Source organism: uncultured Methanofollis sp. (genome assembly GCF_937919355.1).
Classification (GTDB): Archaea; Halobacteriota; Methanomicrobia; order Methanomicrobiales; family Methanofollaceae; genus Methanofollis.
The window spans coordinates 1-19,326 of the sequence record NZ_CALFSA010000016.1; the positions used below are offsets into that span (position 1 = coordinate 1).

At 62.3% G+C, this 19,326-nt stretch carries 14 protein-coding genes; 7 read left to right on the top strand and 7 right to left on the bottom strand.

Annotated elements, in window-relative coordinates:
• The first annotated feature begins 178 nt into the window (after positions 1-178).
• Positions 179-1,594 carry an MFS transporter gene (locus Q0520_RS00800; RefSeq protein ID WP_298665427.1) on the top strand — a complete coding sequence of 472 codons (1,416 nt, stop codon included), beginning with the start codon at positions 179-181 and terminating at the stop codon, positions 1,592-1,594.
• Positions 1,595-2,044: 450 nt separating this feature from the next.
• On the opposite strand, the gene cca is transcribed toward Q0520_RS00800, so the two are convergent.
• Together cca and thpR are read right to left on the bottom strand one after the other, a co-directional pair.
• On the bottom strand, positions 2,045-3,412 hold the full coding sequence (gene cca / locus Q0520_RS00805) for a CCA tRNA nucleotidyltransferase (protein ID WP_298665430.1): 1,368 nt from the start codon (positions 3,410-3,412) through the stop codon (positions 2,045-2,047).
• Positions 3,402-3,950, bottom strand: coding sequence for an RNA 2',3'-cyclic phosphodiesterase (gene thpR, locus Q0520_RS00810; protein ID WP_298665433.1), 549 nt, complete (start codon positions 3,948-3,950; stop codon positions 3,402-3,404). The genes cca and thpR overlap by 11 nt, the downstream gene beginning before the upstream one ends.
• Before the next feature lie 175 nt (positions 3,951-4,125).
• On the opposite strand from thpR, the gene Q0520_RS00815 reads away from it, so the two are divergent.
• The 4 genes from Q0520_RS00815 (at position 4,126) to Q0520_RS00830 (ending at position 9,891) form a co-directional block, all read left to right on the top strand.
• Positions 4,126-4,398, top strand: coding sequence for a glutaredoxin family protein (locus Q0520_RS00815; RefSeq protein WP_298665436.1), 273 nt, complete (start codon positions 4,126-4,128; stop codon positions 4,396-4,398).
• A 323-nt stretch (positions 4,399-4,721) separates the two neighbouring features.
• On the top strand, positions 4,722-7,880 hold the full coding sequence (nrdD, locus tag Q0520_RS00820; RefSeq protein ID WP_298665530.1) for an anaerobic ribonucleoside-triphosphate reductase: 3,159 nt from the start codon (positions 4,722-4,724) through the stop codon (positions 7,878-7,880).
• A 2-nt stretch (positions 7,881-7,882) separates the two neighbouring features.
• Positions 7,883-8,911: a DUF1786 domain-containing protein gene (locus Q0520_RS00825; RefSeq protein WP_298665438.1), complete on the top strand. Its 1,029-nt coding sequence runs from the start codon at positions 7,883-7,885 to the stop codon at positions 8,909-8,911.
• A gap of 197 nt (positions 8,912-9,108) precedes the next feature.
• Complete coding sequence (locus Q0520_RS00830; RefSeq protein ID WP_298665440.1) at positions 9,109-9,891, top strand: response regulator; 783 nt, start codon at positions 9,109-9,111, stop codon at positions 9,889-9,891.
• Between the two features lie 15 nt (positions 9,892-9,906).
• On the opposite strand, the gene Q0520_RS00835 is transcribed toward Q0520_RS00830, so the two are convergent.
• From Q0520_RS00835 to Q0520_RS00855, 5 genes are all read right to left on the bottom strand, one after another.
• Complete coding sequence (locus tag Q0520_RS00835) at positions 9,907-10,422, bottom strand: hypothetical protein (RefSeq protein WP_298665443.1); 516 nt, start codon at positions 10,420-10,422, stop codon at positions 9,907-9,909.
• Between the two features lie 8 nt (positions 10,423-10,430).
• Positions 10,431-11,819, bottom strand: coding sequence for a hypothetical protein (locus Q0520_RS00840; protein ID WP_298665444.1), 1,389 nt, complete (start codon positions 11,817-11,819; stop codon positions 10,431-10,433).
• A complete protein-coding gene (locus tag Q0520_RS00845; RefSeq protein WP_298665446.1) occupies positions 11,816-14,989 on the bottom strand; it encodes a tubulin-like doman-containing protein in 3,174 nt (1,057 codons plus the stop codon). Before Q0520_RS00845 ends, Q0520_RS00840 begins: the two co-directional genes overlap by 4 nt.
• Complete coding sequence (locus Q0520_RS00850) at positions 14,986-15,714, bottom strand: hypothetical protein (protein WP_298665448.1); 729 nt, start codon at positions 15,712-15,714, stop codon at positions 14,986-14,988. Before Q0520_RS00850 ends, Q0520_RS00845 begins: the two co-directional genes overlap by 4 nt.
• A gap of 160 nt (positions 15,715-15,874) precedes the next feature.
• Positions 15,875-16,801, bottom strand: coding sequence for a phosphatase PAP2 family protein (locus Q0520_RS00855; protein ID WP_298665450.1), 927 nt, complete (start codon positions 16,799-16,801; stop codon positions 15,875-15,877).
• A 96-nt stretch (positions 16,802-16,897) separates the two neighbouring features.
• Between Q0520_RS00855 and Q0520_RS00860 the strand changes: the two genes are divergently transcribed.
• Complete coding sequence (locus Q0520_RS00860) at positions 16,898-18,124, top strand: COG1361 S-layer family protein (protein ID WP_298665453.1); 1,227 nt, start codon at positions 16,898-16,900, stop codon at positions 18,122-18,124.
• Complete coding sequence (locus Q0520_RS00865; RefSeq protein WP_298665456.1) at positions 18,094-19,326, top strand: ABC transporter permease; 1,233 nt, start codon at positions 18,094-18,096, stop codon at positions 19,324-19,326. Before Q0520_RS00860 ends, Q0520_RS00865 begins: the two co-directional genes overlap by 31 nt.

Below are 19,326 nucleotides of genomic sequence, written 5' to 3' on the forward strand. Positions count from 1 at the left end.
TGCGCCTCCGGCCGGATCCTCGGGAACTTCCTGGAGGGCGTGGTCGAGGAGAGCACCTGACCCCGGCCAGACCCATGCGCTCCCTGTCCATGCAGGGAGATATAATCACTGCATTTTTCGGGCAAAACCTGATTTTGCCTAAAAATATATGAAATTCTCCACTTTACGCTATAATTTAATGACATCGGTAATCACTGACCCCCTCCACCAGAAACTCCTCCTCGGGGCGGTCGCTCTCGGGACAGTTATGGACGGACTCGACGGTTCGATCGTGAACGTCGCCCTCCCCACAATCGCCGCAGACTTCAATACCGATGTAGGGACGATCGCGTGGGTCATCATCACCTATCTTCTCATGATGGCAGGTCTCCTCGTCGTCTTCGGGAAGATAGCAGACCGCGGTCTCATGAAAAAGATCTTCATCGGTGGATTGGTCGTATTCACCCTTGCATCCGCCGCCTGCGGCGTTTCCCCCGCCCTCAACGCCCTCTTTGCCTCGCGGATCGTCCAGGGGATAGGCGCCGCCATGATCGCCGCCGTTGCGCCGCTCCTCTGTGTCAGGTGCCTCCCACCGCGGATGCTCGGCATCGCTCTTGGCGTCCTCACCGCCACGAACTCGATCGGCTTTGCCGCAGGGCCTGCTATCGGAGGGATTCTCACCCACTACCTCTCCTGGCACTGGATCTTCCTGATCAACATCCCGATCGGGATCATCGGCATCCTCTTCGCCTGCAGGGTCATCCCGGCAGACCGTCCTGGAGAGAACAGGACGCAGTTCGACTTCGCCGGAGCCACGCTGCTCTTCGGGACGATGGTCTCCGGCATCTTCGCGCTGGAGGAAGTCGCGGCCCTCGGCATAAACGACCCGCTGATCCTCGCCTCCGCAGCACTCTGCGTCCTCTTTGCGTCGCTCTTCATCCTCAGGGAACTGAAGACGCCAGCGCCCCTCATCAACATCCGCGTCTTCGGCAGGTGGCAGTTCTCATCCGTCCTGACCGCGTTTCTGCTTATCAATGTCGTATATATGGGGGTGCTGTACCTCCTGCCCTTCTATCTCTCCGCAGAAATGGAGTTCAGCATGGCGACGAGCGGCATGTACCTCCTGATCCCCCCGTTCATCACCGCCCTCCTCGGCATCCCCTTCGGCAGGTTGTCTGACAGGTACGGTCGCAGGTGGTTTGTTGTCGCCGCGTGCCTGCTGATTATTGTTTTTAACTGTATATTCAGCACATTTGTCCCGGAAGCAGGGGTTGTCCCTCTGCTCATCGCCCTTGTCCTGATGGGCGCCGCCTTCGGGATTGTCGGCGGGCCTGCTTCGAGCAGGATCATTGAAAACGCTCCCGACGGCGAGGAGGGGACCGGGTCCTCGCTCATGATCACCACCATCTACCTTGGCAGCGTCCTCGGGACTGCCCTGTATGCGACGCTCTTCACCTTCGCAACCGCCGCCGGCGGTTCTGTGGCGTTCACCGACCTTGACTCCGCAACCTTCCTTTCCGGGTTCCATCTCACGATCTGTATCGGGATCATCCTCTCGGTACTCTCGCTGGTGCTCTCCGCAGTCGTCAGAGACGAGAGCAGGCATACGGCGTGAACTCTTGCCTGCCATCGGGATAAGCGGAGGTATGGAAATTCCGCCTCAGGATCTCGTGTTCGCCCTTTCCCGACTCCCCGGTACAGGATAGGCAGGGGGAGAGTAGTCCTCTCCTCAGGTCCCCTGTTCTGTCTTCCCTGCTCCTATCCTGATTCGGGGGTCTGGGGGCAACGAGAAGACGAAGTCTTCGAGCAGTCCCCCAGTCTAGATTATGGGGAAGGCGTTGGATCGGCGCTCTCCATCGGGGGCCCCCGGACCCCCTATATTAGGATAGAGGAGGATTACTTTCTCCCTCCTCTGGAGAGACTCTGGAAGTAAGAATGGAAGTGGAAATCCCTCTTTTCATCTGGAGGCGAGATTAAATCGGGAATGAGATCTCCCCATGTTCTTTTCTCCAAAAAAAGATACTTTCACCAGAGACTCATTGGTCGGACGTCTCCCTAACTCCTCTCAGTTTCTCCCTCGCAGTATCCCTGTCAATGCCGTCTCCTTCCACAGGAATGACGTGAGGAAGGCGGCGAACTCCTCGTCCCAGCACGCCGTCCCTTCGAGCACCTGCCACTCGTCGTCCATCGCCTTCTTGACGTGCTTGCCGAGACCCACGCCGAGCACCTCGGGCGACCGCAGGAGGTCGGCGGCCCGCGTGTACTTCCGGGCGATCTCGACGACATAACGACCGTCTTCGATGTACGGCCCGGCAAACCTCTCCTCTTCACGCCACTTTGCGGCGAACTTCGCCGCGTTCTCGCGGCTCCAGACAGGCGGGCCGAAGTGCCGCACGACCCCCGGCATCTCGTCGCAGAAGAGTTCGAAGACGAGGATGCACCTCTTCTCCCCCATCGCCTCCTCGGCCCTGTTCACCACAAAGCCCGAGCGTTCGAGGAGGGCGCGGATACCGTCCAGGCTCCGGCGGAGTTGCGGGACGACGACGTCCGGGATGAAGGGCGGCGTCGCGAAGGAGACCGCACAGATCTTCGTCCCCCGCCGTGCGAGTTCCGCGGCAAAGCCCTCCCTGTCGAGCGCCTTGCGGTGGGGCGGGAAGAAGAACGACTCCGCCGGCCTCTCCAGGTACCCCCGGCAGAGTTCGACGAAAGAGAACATCTGGGAGATCGAGACAGACGCCGCCACATTCCTCTTCGGGTCCACCGGGTCGACGACGATCATCGGTTCCGTGAACTCGCGCAGGGCGTGGTGCTCGATATCGATGAAGAGGCCCGGTTTCCACCGCGCCGCCGCCGTCACAAGGGGCGTGAAACCGCCGAAGTGCAGGACAAGAAGTTCGCAGAGATAACCCGCGAAGCCCTCTGTCATCTGGTCAGAGCCATAGACCCCGCCCGCCTTTGCGAACTGTTTCAGCAGGAGGACGTCGTCGACGAACGGCCTGATCCTCTCCCTGATATACCGGGTGTGGAAGGGCGTCCTGTCCACCGCGCTCCTGATCTCGGCCCCGCTCGCCACCTTATAACAGGGGACCAGGTCGACGTCGAGGCCACGGATTGTTGCGTTGATGTACGGGTGCTCGGCGTACTTCTCCCGCCAGCTCTCACCGAACTTTTTTGCGACGTCCCGTGCCAGCGCAAGCCCCTCCTCCTCCAGGTATTCCCGCGGTAGCGCCGGGTCGTGGAGCATGAAGATGTCGAGGTCGCGGTCGCCCCGCACCCAGGTGCCCCGCGCCACCGACCCGACGAGCATAGCCTCAGCCCTCCCCGAGCGGTTGACTGCGTCGATGATCTCCTCCGCGACGCCGAGGATCTCCTCCTCCTCTCCCGGCCCTGGCCTGATCCGGGAGAGCACCCTCTCCTCGATCTCACTCCTCACCGAGAGGCACCTCCAGCAGTGTCTCGTAGACCGGGCCTTTCGGAGTCAGGGTCGATTTTTTCAGGGTGATACGGTCGATCGTACAGGTGCCCGTCCCTTTTTCGGCAAGGTCCCGGACCACCTCAAGCAGGGACGGGTCGAACTCCTTTACCCGCGCCAGGGTGACGTGCGGCGTGAAGGCTCTCTTCTCCCGCGGGAAACCGAGAGGCCCGAGGGCCTTCTCGACCCTGTCGGCAAGACGCACGGTCTCTCCCCCGTCGTCCACCGCGCACCAGACGACCCGCGGCCGCCTGGGGTTGTTCCCGCCGACGCCACCGACTGTCAGGGCATATGCTCTCCCCTTCACCCTGCGCAGGGCGTCCTTCACGGCTCCGATCCGCTCCTCCTCCACCTCGCCGAGGAACTTGAGCGTGATGTGCGCCAGCGCCGGGTCCACCAGGCTCAACCTGGCCGTGCTCATGCGGAGCCGGTCCTGCGCGGCGCGCAGGCCCTCCCTGACCTCGTCGGAGAGTTCGATCGCGACAAAAGCCCGCACCATAGTATCTCCACTATATCGCAACCATGCTACAAAGCACCATCGCACAAATCATAACCTTGATTCCCTCTGACAGTGAAGGTCTTTCCATCCTGTGGGATCAATCCATATGGGATCGTCCCGATACTATACGGGCTGAACCGATCGCCTGAACCAGGATCGTGGGAGTAGTGTTTTCATGGCTGATTATCCACAACTCATCGTATATACTCTTGAATGCTGTCCGCACTGCGAACTCCTGAAGGACTATCTCACGGCACGGGGCTATCCCTTTGTCGAGGAGGACATGTCCTCGGCCGAGTCCCTCACCGAACTCCGGGTGAACGGTGTCTTTGTGAGCGAAGCGCCTGTCCTGCAGCGCGGCGAAGACGATTTTTACACCTCTTCAGACCTCTTCGAGAAGGGTCTGCTGCGTGAGGACGTCGTCGACCGGATTGCCTCGGGTGAGTGACGGTGGAGACACAGAAGAGGCAGGGCCCCGGCACGTCCGGAAAGGGCAACCCCGGATCTTCGCCGTCCCGCCAGGCAACCCTTGACGGCGTCTTCCTCCCCCCTCTCCCCAAGGTCAGGTCGTCTGAGGGCCACATATTCGAGTGGGACAGGTCGAAGATCATCGCCCAGATCGAGAAGGAGACGAAACTTGTCGAGAACTTCTACGGCTATGCCGGGGCGACGCCCGAGCAGGCTGCGGAGATCGCAAAGGAGGTCGAGGAGAGGATCAGGAAACTGGGCCTCCGCTCCCTCTCCGGCCCCCTGATCCGCGAGATCGTGAATATGACCTTCCTGGAGAAGGGGATGGTCCAGTACAGGAACGTCTGCACCCGCGTCGGCACCCCGGTCTTCGACGCCCACCTCATCGACGTCGGCCGCGGTTTCGAGGCCCACGACAACGCCAACCTCCAGGAGAATGCCGAGACCTCGCACAAGAAGAAGGCCGACAAGATCTCGAAGGAGCAGTACCTCCTCCAGCTCCCCCCGGAACTCGCCGACCGCCACCTGGCGGGCGACCTCCATATCCACGACCTCGAATACTTTGGATCGCGGCCGTTTTGTCAAGATTGGGACCTCCGGTACTTCTTCTACTACGGGCTGATGCCCGACGGCAACGGCACGAAGGCATCGGTCGCCGGTCCGGCGAAACGCGCCGAGGTCGCCGTCCTCCACGCGGTCAAGGCCCTCGGGAGTGCGCAGACGAACTTTGCCGGTGGCCAGGGCTACTACAACTTCCTCACCTTCATGTCCCCGTACTTCGAGGGCATGGAGTACGACGAGATGAAGCAGTTGATGCAGATGTTCGTCTACGAGATGACCCAGATGATGGTCGCCCGCGGCGGACAACTCGTCTTCTCCTCGGTACAGCTCTCGCCGGGCGTCCCGACCCTCTGGCGGGACAAGCCCTGCGTGTACAAGGGGAAGGTCTGGGACGGCACCCAGGCCCCTCTCCGGACCTACGGCGAGTTCGAGCGCGAGGTCCGCCTCCTCTTCAAGGCCCTGATAGAGGTGATGCTCGAGGGCGACTACTGGGGCAAACCCTTCTCCTTCCCGAAGCCCGAGATCTCCATCGAGCCCGACTTCATGGAGGAGGACAAGGAGTTCAACAGGCAACACCCCGACCTGCCGACGTACCGCGACCTCTACCTGCTCACCTTTGAACTCGCCTCCAAGTTCGGGACGCCCTACTACGACAACCAGTTGCCGCCGTACCGCGGGGCCGGGAAGGGGATCTCGTGCTACCAGTGCCTCCCTGGCGACGAACTCGTCCCGGTCGTCGACACAGAGGGCCGGATGCGGGTGCGTCGTCTCGACGACCTCTTCGCTCTTGCGCGGAAGAACGGCAGGCAGGTCGACCACACGGGCACCGAGTTTGCACCCCTCCCCTGGAAGGCGCCCTCGGTGGACTTCACCACCCTTGAGGCCTCGCCCCGCGAGTTCCTGGGTGTGATGAGGAAGAGGTACACGGGGAAGGTCCTCTCCATCGTCCTCGAATCAGGTCGGCGTCTGCGGGTGACCCCCGACCACCCGGTCTATCTCCTGAAGGACGGTCGGTATATCAGGGGAAGGGCAGGCGACCTTGCCGCCGGCGACCATCTCCCTGTGCTGACCACTCTCCCCGGTGACATTCCCGATGTCGCCACGGTCGACCTTGCCTCCCTCTTTGCCGGTACAGAAGGCGTTGTGGTGAAGGACGGATCGGTCAGGATCGCCCATGCAAAGCGTCCCATTCTCCCCCAGCTCCTGCCGGTGACCCCGGCCCTCGCCCGGTTCCTGGGCTATTACCTTGCCAGAGGGCGCAGCGACCATACAGACAGGCGTTATATTGTCAGGTTATCCTTCGAGAGGAAGGAGGAATCCCGGATCGCAGACGCTGTCTCCTCTATCAGGGAGATCGGCTTTGAGCCGCGGCTCTCAGACGGAGAGACCATAACAGACGTCGTCGTCAGCAGCAAACTCCTCTACCTCCTGATGGAGGCGCTTGGGTGCGGGAAGAATACACAGGACAGGTCCGTCCCTGACCTCGCATTCAACCTCCCGTCCGCCCTTGTCGGTGAGTACCTTGGTGCGGCATGTGCCGGTGACGACATTGGGAACATCTGCACCGTCGGGTCCAGAAAGATATTCCTCTCACCAGGTGCGGCCCGGCGCCTCGTCCTCCTCGCCACGCGGCTCGGCGTCCAGATGAACTATGGCGAGAGTACCGGGACCGCAAAGAACTCGCAGACCGGCGAGGTCAATTCCTTCACCGCCTACACCTGTCAGATCCCCTCACAGGACCAGGCCAAGAGATTTGCGGCTGCGACCGCCTTTTCATCTCAGTACGGGACAGAGGGCGGCTCTGCCAGCGTCAGCACCGCCCTCCTCCAGAAACCCTCAAGCACTGCCGCCGCTGTCTGCCCTCTCAGGGTGGGGAAGATCACCGCCGAGGACTACGACGGCTATGTCTATGACCTCGTCGAGGTCGAGGGGACTCATTCGTTCGCGAGCGTCCTCGGCATCGTCACCGGCAACTGCTGCGCCTACCAGTTCTCTTCCACCATCGAGAAGGACGCCTCCTTCGAGGACAAACTCTATTTCAGGGATTCAAAGCACTTCTCGATGGGCTCCTGGCAGGTCGTCTCGGTCAACTGCCCGCGGGCCGCTTTCAAGGCTGAAGGCAACGACGAGCGCCTTTTCGCCGAACTGAGGGCCCTGATGGACGTCGCCGCCGAGGTCTTCACGATCAAGAGACGGTGGATGGAGACGATCCGGACGAACGGCCGGATGCCCTTTGCGATGCAGAGGCCGAAAGACCCGAACACCGGCGAGAGGGGTGCGGTGGCCGTCGACCTGGACAGTCTTGTCTACACCATCGGCGTCGTCGGTGTGAACGAGATGGTCCAGCACCACACGGGCCAGCAGATCCACGAGAGCAAGAGGGCATTCAAACTCGCCGTCCGTGCGATGACGGAGATGGAACTCCATGCCCGCGAGATCTCGGAGAAGACCGGGATGACCATCGCCCTCGCCCGGACGCCTGCGGAGACGACGGGCCAGCGCTTCGCCGTCGCCGACATGCTCGACGACCGCTTCAGGGATGCGGCCCTGGCTGTGATGCAGGGCGACGTCGAGACGGCCGTCGCAGAGTGCGGGAACACCCGCGACCTTCCGGTCTATTACACGAACGGCACCCATGTTGCACCGGGCGCCGACGTCCCCCTCACAAAGAGGATGGAGATCGAGCACGTCTTCTTCCCGATCGTCGACGGCGGCAACATCTTCCACATCTGGCTCGGCGAGGCGCGGCCAGACCCCCGCGGCCTCTATGACATGGCAATGAACCTCTGCAAAAAGACGCAGATCGGCTACTTCGCCTTCACCCGCGACCTGACCGTCTCCCTGAAGCGCTTCAGGGAGTACCACGGCGAACCGCTGACAAAGGGGAAACTGGGAGCGTGAGGATGAGCGACCGCCGCATTCTTGCGATCGATGTGGGACGGGGGACGCAGGACGTCCTCCTCTACGACCCCGACCAACCGACCGAGAATTCGGTCAAACTCGTCCTCCCCTCCCCGACGGTCGTCGTCGGCAACGCCATACGCGAGGCAGCACGCTCCGGCCGTCCCGTCCACCTGGAAGGCAGGTGCATGGGCGGCGGCGGGACCGTCACGGCGGTGCAGAAGGCCCTTGTTGCTGGCGTCCCTGTCAGCGCCACCCCTGCGGCGGCGCTCACCATCCACGACGACCCCGACCGCGTGCGGGCGCTCGGTGTCGCCATCACCGACACGGCGCCGGCAGACGCGGTGACGGTGCGGACTGCCGACTATATGGAGAAAGAACTCCGGTCGGCCCTCTCCCTCTTCGGCGTGCCCTATCCCGAAAGGATCGCGATCGCCGTGCAGGACCACGGTTTCGCGCCGAAGACCTCCAACCGCGTCCACCGCTTTGCGGTCTTCCTGGACCTTCTGGAGAAGGGGGACTGGGACCTCTTCGCCCTCGCCCCGGACCCGCCGCACCCCTCGATGTCCCGGATACAGGCGGTCCTTGAAGGTGCCCCCGGTGCCCTCGTCACCGACACAGGACCTGTGGCGGCGATCGGCACCCTCCTTGACCCGAGGGTCGCGGAGATGGCGGAGACGGGTGTCACGCTCGTGAACGCCGGCAACGGCCACACCCTCGCCTTCACCCTGAAGGGCGGCCGTGTCTCTGGCATCTTCGAGCACCACACCTCCTCTCTCGACCCGGAGAAACTGAAACTCTACATCAGGAAACTCCAGGACGGCACCCTGACGAACCAGGAGATCTTCGATGACGGCGGGCACGGCGCCGCGGTCAGGGAGGCGACGGGTGCGACACCGGTCGCCGTCACAGGGCCGAACAGGAAGCGCCTCCTCCCCGACGCCTATCAGGCGTCGCCCTTCGGCGACATGATGCTCACCGGGTGCTTCGGTCTCCTGGAGGTCTGGAAGAAGAGACGGGGCGGGATCTGATCCTCCCCCCTCTGCAGAACTCATTCCTCTACTATTTTCCAATTTTTCGTGTTCTTTCCCGGATATCACAACATTTACGGTTATTTTTTGTTTCTGGAACTTTTGAAATGACATATTCTCAACCATAACATCGAAAACTGTATATTGTGCAATAGGTGAATATCCTATGACTATACGGATTTTTCGAGTCCCCTCCTATGATGTTGTGCGCAAAAAAGAAAATTCTGGTCGTTGAAGACGATGCCATCCTCTCCGGCTTTACGGCAATGATGCTCGGGAGACTGGGATATGACGTCGCCGGCCAGGTCTCGACGGTCACGGACGCCTTCAGGCAGATTACAGAGACAGTCCCTGACCTCGTCCTCATGGACATCTATCTTGGCACCGAGTTCGACGGTATCGATGCCGCAGACTATGTCTACCATTTTTTCTACACCCCTGTTGTGTTCCTGACCGGAAATACTGATTTTGAAGTCATTGAGCGGGCGAAAGGTGCGGATCCGTTTGGCTACGTGGTCAAGCCCTTCACAAAGGACGGCCTCTATGCCACCATCGAGGTGGCCTTCAATGCGTACTGTGCCGCCAACCCCGCCCTCCAGAAGGGGAAGGAGAAGTTCCTCTCTCTCCTGAGCGGAGATGAGGGATATATCATCGTTGATGTTCGCGGCAGGGTGATCTTTATGAACCGCTATGCCGAGCACCTCACCGGCAGGGAGTACGGGATTTCTTTCCTGAAACCTCTCCCGGGTGTCCTTCAGATGCGGGACAGGCAGGCGGGCAACCGATTCAGCAGTCTGACCTATTCCCAGGACATCACGCACACTGCCATGCTGAACCAGACCCATCTGGTGGCGGTCCAGTCTTCCGGCGGGAAGTCCAGGAATGCAAAAATCTCGGTCCGCATGGTGAAGAACAGGGAGAGTGCCGTGATCGGATATGTGGTCCGCTTGGAGCAGGTCTTCGGCACCGTCGCGGTCTGAGATCCTGTGTGTACGTCACGCCCCCAGCGTGGCGATGACGTCCACGATCATCTCGTTGAACCTGATGTCGACGGTGTACCGCCCTGACGCGTAGACGGTTATGCTTCCTTTTTCTTTCTGGCCGAATGACCCCTTCTCCCCTGCCGGCAGGCCATACCCGTCCTCTGCGACAAGGTCGCCCTCGCCGTCGAAGACCCTGACGACGAACCAGGAGTCCGGCGAGGGGGAGAGGCGGGATGAGTCCCCTGTCCGGGCGACCAGCCGCGGCTGCACGGTGTACTCGATCTCCATCGGCGGCGTCGTCAGGTCCACCGGCACGGTGAAGGTCCGGTTCTCAAAGTCGTCCGATGTGTACCTGAAGACCTCGCCGGCTGAAAGCATCGCCGGCGTGGGGAGAGGTGTCGGCGTCGACGGCCCCGGTGTATCATCTACGGTGCCTCCTCCTCCCCATGGCGGGGCGGTGGCCAGGGTTGCGGCGAGGAGGAGCACCCCGAAGAGGATGGCGACGGCGGTCTCTGTTCTTCTTTTCATCTCCTCCCTCAGAACCCGAACCTCACGACCTCACCCACCCTCCAGGGATAGATCTGGCGGAGGGCGTCCCTCCCCTCTCCGGGTTCCAGCATTGCGTCGACACTGACCGCAAAGAAGGAGACCGGGACAGAGAGAGCGCGGTTGTGGATCTCGTGGAATGTGCTGACCCCGAGGAGGAAGTCGTAGATCTCCCTCTCGGTCCGCGCCGCCTCCTCCGATGTCTCTTCGACGTCCTTGATACGCCTGACCCTGTCGGTCTTTGTCACGACAAACCCGTATGCCCGGTCACCCCCGAAGAGGTCCATCAACCGCGAGTAGTGACCGAAGAGGTGTGTCAGCGCCTCCCTCCCCCGCCCGTGGAAGTCGACGATATAGTCGCCGTCGATGAGGAAGAGGATCTTCCCGGCCGTCTCCATGCGGCGGTACAGGCAGGCGGCGACGACGGCGTCCATGACACCGGCGAGGGCGTCGGCATGCTCCTCCTTCAACCGTTTGAGGTACCTGAAACTCCCAAACCTTGCCCTGACACTCTCCTCGTCGGCCCCGCTTGCGGCGGCGACCCTGGCGACGGCCTCTGCATAGTGCGCCGGGTCGAGCATGGTCGTGTACCGCCCGGCATAGTCGATGACTCCTGCCTCGATGGGGACGAAACCATATTTCTTTCCTGACAGGAGGTAGAAGGCCAGGTCCTCCTCCCCTGTGGGTTTCGGGAGGCGCCCCCCTTCCAGACCCGAAAGGAGGTCTTCGAGCCGCATCGCCTCCTCGTCTGGCCCGAGTATCACCTCCTGCCGCCTGCCGGCGAACTCGCCCACGAAGAGAGTGTACAGGGCGAGGAAAAGAAGGGTCTTCCCCGACCCGGTTGGGCCGAGGATGACGATATCTGAGGCCCCGGTACCCCTGACACCCCACCCCACAAGGATGCCGAGGGCGAGGAGGATGGCTATCCCGCCGGCCGTCAGGAGGGCCCGGTCCCACGACGCAAGGAGGAGGACTGACACCCCAAGGGTGACCAGGAGGATTTTTGCTGTGAGGCGGACGGCGTCGGCAAGGGTGTCGAAGCGGTTCTGGAAGAAGGAGAGTGCCGTTGCCGTCACGCCGGCGAGCATTCCAGCGGCGACGGCCGCGGCCGCCGGTGCCCCGGCGAAGTGTGCGACGGCGACGGGTACCACAATCGCAAGGACGATCTCTCCTCCTTTCCTGGACCTCTCCTCGATCAGGAGGCCGCAGGATGCCGGGACGAGAAAGCCGAGGAGGATGCCGAGGGCGTATGACAGGAGGGGTGGCAGGGGCCCGGCGAGGGCGAGAGGGACGACCAGGAACAGCGCCCCCGAGAGTGCGAGACCGACTGCGGCGATGGCCCCCTCCCGGATCAACCTGTCCCTGTAGCGCACCCTCATCTGGGGAGCGCCTCCCTGATCCCCCGGATCGTGTACATCCCCAGGACCGTGCCCGATATATTCTCCCCTTTCTTCTCCTGGTTCGACATTTTGCCCGCGTCTTTCAGGTCCAGGATCGCTTTTCTCGTGATATATTCACCTTCGTGCATCCTGAGGACATGGTGGAGGATGTTGTCCCTGTTCTTCTCGTAGATCTCCCAGTACCCCCCGCCGGCGATGAGGGGCGAGATATTGTCCAGGAACCCGGCGGCGACGACGAAGGTGAGGGCGACCTCCCATGGGCGTGCGTGGCCGTGCGTGACCAGGCGCGAGTCGTTGATGTTCCGCAGGGCGAGAGTCTCGTTGATCTCGCGGGTCATCTGGTCGCCGACACGGGCACTGGCGATAGTCCGTGCGATATAGTCAGATGGCGTTGCTATCACCAACCCCGCCTTCCCGAAGTTCCACCTCTCTGTGGCGCTGATCGGGATCATCAGGTTGTGGATGCCCAGTTTGTAGTTGTCGATGAGGTGCTTGTAGGTCGCCGTTATCTCGGCGATGAGTTTGTCCAGTTCCCGCCGTCCGTTGTCGTCCCAGTCCAGGTCGCGGAGGGAAGAGTCCTCGCGGATCAGGGAGAGAATACGCGGGTTGATCTCCCCGAACCTCGTCATGTACATCCCCTTTTTGGTCATGGTGTCGTGGCTCTTCTGCTCGTTGACGCGCACGACCGTCGAGAAGAAGACCTTGTAGTGCCTGTTGATGTCCCGGCGGTGCGGGAATGTGCCGTCGGCCACCTCCTCCGTGCGTATCAGGGCGTTCTGGAACATCTTCTTCGCGTCGAGACGCCTCTTGATCTCCAGCACCTCCCCTTCCTGCCCCGAGTATTTCTCCGAAAACTGCTCCTGTGCGAGGAGACCGGCGACAAGGCGCTCCCTGAGGGCGGTGCGGATCGTGCCGCGGTCGCCTCTCTCGAAGATCTCCACAATCCCTGCGGGGTCGTCGACAGGGACGTGTGCAAAGACTGCATCGGTGATCTTTTTCCTGAACTCGTCGGCCCTCTTCCTGAGACTCGAACTGATGAAGTCAGGGGGGAGGTAGAGGTCGAAGGGGGCGTCGATCCTGAGGTTCCAGTAGCGTGCGTTCGCCTTGATGAACTCCTCGTTCTCCCTCCGGAGAGCGTCGTATTTCTTCTTCTCCCGTGCCGGTTTTTTGTTGATGATCCCGATGATCTTCGACCCGATGCCGCCTGCCTCGATCCTCCTGACCCGCATGTCGTGGTAGTAATAGAGGGCGACCGCCTCGACAATGTCAGCGAGGCCGGAGAGGTTCTCGTCGATGTCGTGGGCGACGGCGGCGATGTCGCGCTGGACATCGGAGACCCCCGCGGCCCGGAGCCAGGTGTCCCTGTCCGCGGCCTTCACCTCCCCTTTCCTGAGGGCCGTGATGCCCCTGTTGATCGCCTCCTGCAACCCTTTTTCCGGCCCTTCGACCGCCTGGACCTTCTCTTTCAGGGTGACGTACTGGTCGAGGAGGATGTCTGTCCCGGAGAGTGTCTGGTCTGCTGATTTCTCCATGCTCTCCCTGCGGGCGTTCATCCGGTCAAGGTCGCCCTGTTTCTCCTGCATCTCCGCGTCGAGGAGGTGGATCTCCTCCTGCACCTCCTTCCGTCGGGCGGCGAGGTCGCGGATATAGGGTGCGACCTCCTCCCTCCCTTTCAGGGTCTCCATCAGGGCGGCATGCATCGCCTCGTCCTCGATAGCCGCGATCCTCTTGAAGGTCCGCGCCGTCGTCTCCAGGGCCTGGAAGGCCTCGGGCAGGATCCTGAAGAGTTTTCTGTCGATGTCGTCCTTCAGTTCCTCCTCCTTGACCGCCTGGGCGAAGTTCTTGACCCGCGAGATGAACCCGACAAGGTCGTCGAATGTCCTGACCATGTCCAGGCGGAGTTCCGCGGGGATGTTGTTCTCGATGAAGAACTCGACGGCGATGTTAGTCTGGTAGTCAAGAAGTCTGCCGATCTCGTTCCGCCAGACCTTCTCGATGGTGCCGAACTCCTTTTTGATGTAGTCGAAGTCGCTCCTTGTCGGCGGGGCCTCTTTCGTCCGCCCGATCTCGTCAAGGAGGTCCCCGACCGCCAGGTTCAGCCGTTTCCTGCTTGCGGTGATCTCCTCCATCTCGCCGATGATCACCTCGTACTGGTCTTTGAAGGTCCGCAGCGCCTCGACAGGATAGGTGATGATATGTGCGTCGGCGAGGATGAACGATGAATACGGTTTTTTGGCGTCCCCGATGTTGATGTCCCCCTTTTCGAGGTGGAGGAAGTTCGTGAAGATGTACGGGAAGACGGCGTCGAACTCGTGCACCTCCTCACGGGCCTCCTCTCCCTTTTTGTACCCTGTCGGGCCGAGGGAGGTGAGCACGATGTAGTTGAAGAGGCGTTCGGTCTGGTTGAGGTATTCGAGTTCTGTCAGGGCGACGGCGGCGTTCAACTGCTCCTTCTCCCCCTCGACGGTGGTCGGGAGGACGACGAAGAGCCAGATCTGAGCGGTCTCGCCCCTCTGCCCCCTGATATAACGGGCGAGGTCGATGAACATGCCCGACCCTGTCCCGCCGCCGAGGCCGACGACGATGGCGGTCGTCCCCATCGTCGAGAACATGGGAAAGCCGCCGGCCTGGCCCTCGTTGATCACCTTGTAGAAGATCGCCTTGGAGATCGCCCGGCGCCTGTGCACCCCGCCGCCGAAGTCGTCGGTGACGAAGGGGTCGATCGTCCTGAGTTCGTCGAAGTGCAGACCTTTCTCGGACGGGTCGTTCAGCCACCAGACCCTCGTCCCCGGTTCGGACTTGGTGGCCTTGATCTTCTCGGCGATGTCGAGGCCGGCAAGGTCGGAGACCTGACTGATGTTTGCCAGGTTCGGGAGGTACAGGGCTTCGTATTCGACGTTGCCCCGCCCGCCGAAGGACTCCACTCTGCCGAGCACCTCGTCGCGCTGCTTTTCGTCCTGATACCTCTCGTTGGCGTCGGTGTCCATCGTGTAGACGGAGAGGTGCCTGCCGCCCAGGGAATAGTGCTGCAGGAACCATTCCTGCCTGCAGATCTCCCCGACAAGTTTCTTTCCGCACCCTCCGAGTCCGCAGATCGTCAGGTCTGTCGGCAACTGGAGGGGCGGTCCTGAAGGTTGTGCCCCGTTCATTCTTCATTCCCCCCTGATTCCCGTCCGCCTATCCATATCCCGGCGATCAGGGCCAGGACGGCGGTGAGGACGATCCCGCCGACCGTCCAGATGAGCGGCACCCCTGCGCCGCGTGAAATTTCGTAGTCGGCAAGGGCGTTCGCTTCATTGACAAGGCCCTTCTCGAAGAGGTCCTGGAGGTACGTCCTCATGAAGGGATCTGATATCTGGTTCAGTTTGGCCCTGAACTCGTCCACGGCGTCGACTGCGATGGAAAAGAGTCTGGTGTCGCTCTCCGCCAGGGGACGCCCCCTGTCATCGGTGAACCGCACCCGGTAATAGGCATAGCCGCTCCTTTTCGGGTCGTAGGTGGTGAGGGTCACGGCGCCGCACTGGGTGACCTTCGTGACCGTCGGGGCCTGGCCGTGGATGCGGATGGAAAGGCCGTCTCCCCCTGTCGGCACGGCAAGGGTGGCGGGCGTGGTGTTGGTGGCGTTCCCCCCTCCAGACGGCGAGAGGAGGGGCGTGTCTCCCTGCTGTACAAGGTCGGTGTCGACGATGACAGTGTCGGCGGCGGGGGGGATGCCCGAGAGTGTCATCGTGAAGTCGACGACCTCCCCCTCTGTCACGGTGTCGGGTGGCGCCTCCTCGACGCCGACCTGTAGACCCGTTACCCCCGCCGGCATGCAGAGCAGGGCCACGAGAAGAAGCAGGTGTGCTCCTGTGGTGACCGCTCGTGCCGTCATGGTACATACCCCCCCATCCAGAACATACCCGTGAAAGGAGCATCATGGATTAAATCATTTCTCTCCCCGCGCCGGATTCTCTCTCATGTATCAGGGATCATTCCTTCGTTTTCCGGAGATCTGCCTGCTTGAGGCTGTTGAAAATCTTCTGCAGACCGCCCTACCCTGCAATACCGATGCGGGCGAAGAGGCGGGGGGCGGCGGCCGAGATCCAGAGGCCGAGGGCCGCGGCCTGGAGGTAGACGACGACCGATGTCGCCGGTCCGGGTGCGGCCGCCGTGAGAGGGATCGTTATGGCCCAGATGAGGGCCGCACCGCCATACCCGGCGGCCAACCGCGCCGCCCGCTGCCGGAGACCGCCTCCGGCCGCGAACCTCCCCCCCTCCCACGCCGCCCCGGCGCCGATGCCGAGGACGGCGCCGGATGCATAAAGGGCATTCGAGAGGTCCCAGGGACCTGCGGCCGTCACGACCCCCGGGGCCGGCCCCAGGAGGAGGGCGACTACCGACGGTGCAAGGAGGAGGAGAGACCCGGCGCATGCAAGCCCTGCCTGCTTCGCCGGGGAAAATTTCCCGGCCCATGCTTCAGCAGGGCCTTCGAGGGCGAGAAAGAGGAGGAGGACCGCGGCCCCGAGGACCCACCCGACAATGACGTCGCTTGGAAAGTGGACCCCGAGGACGACGCGCGAGATCCCGGTGAGGACGACGATGCCGACTGCGGCGGCAGAAAACCACCTCTCCCGCACGAGGGTGGCCGCGTACCCCCAGAAACAGACGGCATTCTGGGCATGGCCCGAGGGCATGGAGAAGGAGGATTCGGTGGCATGGGCCTGCACATCCGTGCTCAACCAGTACGGCCGCGGCGTGTGGAAGAAGAGTTTTGCGGCGGCATTGACCCCACCGGAGACGGCGAGGAGAAGGCCGAGCCTCAGGCCTGCCCGCGGGTTTGCGCACCACCAGACCGCCGCGGTCACGAAGAAGAAAAAGGGTACGCTGAGCGCCGAGGCGGCGTGCATCAGGGGTTCGAGGCCGCCAAGATATGCCTGCGCCAGGACGACCCATCCGATCTCTGCTGTCGCCGGGTCCATGGTCCCTCCTCCCTTGGAGGGGATCGGCTATAGTGCTTCCCCCGGCGTCGCAATCCCTATATGTCCGCCCTGCCCATGCGGGGGGCGGGGGAATTTTTGAGAGTACCTGTTATCGTTGCGGTCGTCTTGCTCCTGCTGTTGACAACCCATGCCGTCGCCGGCGACCCGACCGTGGTCGTCACCGGCTACACCGTCACACCGGAGGTGCTCATGCCCGGCGGGCAGGGCACGATCCAGGTGAACCTCACGAACACCGCAAGACAGGCGACGATGACAGAGACCGACACCTACACTGGCGGTGCGAGCGGGACCAGGACCGAGACGAAGAGCACCGCCATCAACGCCTATGTCGAGAGCGTCTACCTCAAGGGGGACGGCCTGACGGTGATCTCCGGAGACTACGGGGACGTCGGCGAGGTCGGGCCGGGTCAGTCCGTTACCCTCACCTTCCTTGTGCAGGCACCTGAAGAGGAGGGCCTCTACTTCCCCGAGGTCTGGATCAGGGTCAGGGGTGCGCAAGGTGTCAAATATCCCGTCCCCGTGAACGTGAACTCCCGGTATGCCCTCATTGCACAGCCCGCCATCTCCGTCGTGCGGACCGCACCCGATCGGGTGGTGCCCGGCGAGACCTTCTCCCTCTCCCTCCTCCTCGAAAATACCGGACTCTCACGGGCAAACGACCTCTCCGTGCAGGTCTCGCCGTCCAACACGACGTCCATCGTCTCCCTCTCCCCAGAACACTACTATGTCAAGCAACTCGAACCCGGTGACGCGGTGCGTTTCAACCTCTCCTTTGCGACAGACAGGAAGACGCCGACGGGCCTGCAGGTGGTCCCGGTCTCACTAACCTACGTCACGCCCGACTCCGTGAAGGTCGCCAGGACTGAGTCGGTCGGCGTGCAGGTGACAGGGCAGGCAGAGATGGGGATCGCCTCCCTCTCCACCGACCCGGTGCGGCCCTCTGCCGGCAGTCCCTTCACCCTGGTCTTCAGGATCGAGAACACCGGCACCGACGACGCCACCTCGGTGCGGGCGACAGTCGACCTCCCCTTCGAGGGGACGAAAGAAGCCTTTGTCGGGACGATCGAGCCTGACAACGACGCCCCCGCCGTCTTCAACCTCCGGGCAGGCGAGGCCGGCGACAGGCCGTACGCTCTCACCGTTGAGTGGCGCGACGACAGAGGTGCGCACACCATGACCGAAGACCTCAGCATCTCCGTCGAGGCGCCCGACAGGACGGCACTCATCGTCGGGGTGGTCGTGCTGATCGCGGCCGTCGTCGTGGCCGTCTGGTGGCTACGGCGGAGGAAGGAGGGGGGATAAGGGTGTCGGACATCGGCGTCTCCCTCTTCCTTGCGTCCCGGTCGATCAGGCGGGGGAACAGGGGGACCTTCGTCCTCACCGTCATGATCATCGCCCTGGTCTTCGTGAACCTCGTCTTTCTCCCCTCCATCATCTCCGGGGTCGTCGAGATCTTCAACAGGCAGTCGATCGATTACACCTACGGCAACCTGGTCATCGAACCGAAGGAGAATGACCTCTATATCGACGACGTCGCCGCCCTGAAGAGGAAGATCGACCGCATCCCCGGCGTCGCAGGGTCGTCCCCCCATATCCAGATCGGCGCCACCTTCACCTACAGGGGAAAGGCGATCCCCGGCACAGTCGTCGCCTTCACGCCGCAGTATGAGAAGGAGGTGACCGCTCTCCATACCGCCGTTACATCGGGCGACTTCCTCTCTGACGGGGACAGGGACCAGATCGTCCTCGGCGTTCTCCTTGCCGGTGAGGAGGACGAGTCGAAGGACAGGATCGAGTCCCTCGGCGGCGTGAAGGTCGGCGACTCCGTGCTCGTCACCTTCACGAACGGGGAGACGCGGGATATGCGGGTGAAGGGCATCATCGAGACGATGGCGGTCCAGGCCGACAGGCAGGCGTATGTCACCACCGGCGAGATGGAGGACGTCCTCGGCATCTCGGACCAGGCCAACCAGATCCTGGTCCGCACCGTGGAGGAGGGGAACGAGGAGGAGATGAAGGTCGCCCTCATGAGTTTCGGTGTCCAGGAGACGATCAAGACCTACGAGGAGAAGGCGCAGGGCTTCGTGACCGACGCCATCCAGAGCTTCGACATCATCAATGCGATCTCGACCCTGGTCTCCCTCGTCATCGCCGTCGTCGTCGTCTTCATCGTCATCTTCATCAGCACGGTGGGCAAGCGCAAGCAGATAGGGATCCTCAAGGCTATCGGGATCGACGAGAGGATCATCATCAACTCCTACGTGATCCAGGTGGCGGTCATCGCCTCTCTCGGGACGGCCGTCGGTCTCGTCTTTACCGCTCTCCTCACCCTGTACCTCACTGCAAACCCGCTCATCTTCCCGGGCGGCGCCGTCAGTCCGGTGCTCGAAGCCGGGCAGATCTCCCGGAGCATTGCAGGACTCTTTGCCGTCTCTCTTGTCTCCGGTTATATCCCGGCATGGAAGACGGCGCAGGAACCGATCCTGGACGCCGTGAGGGGGTAG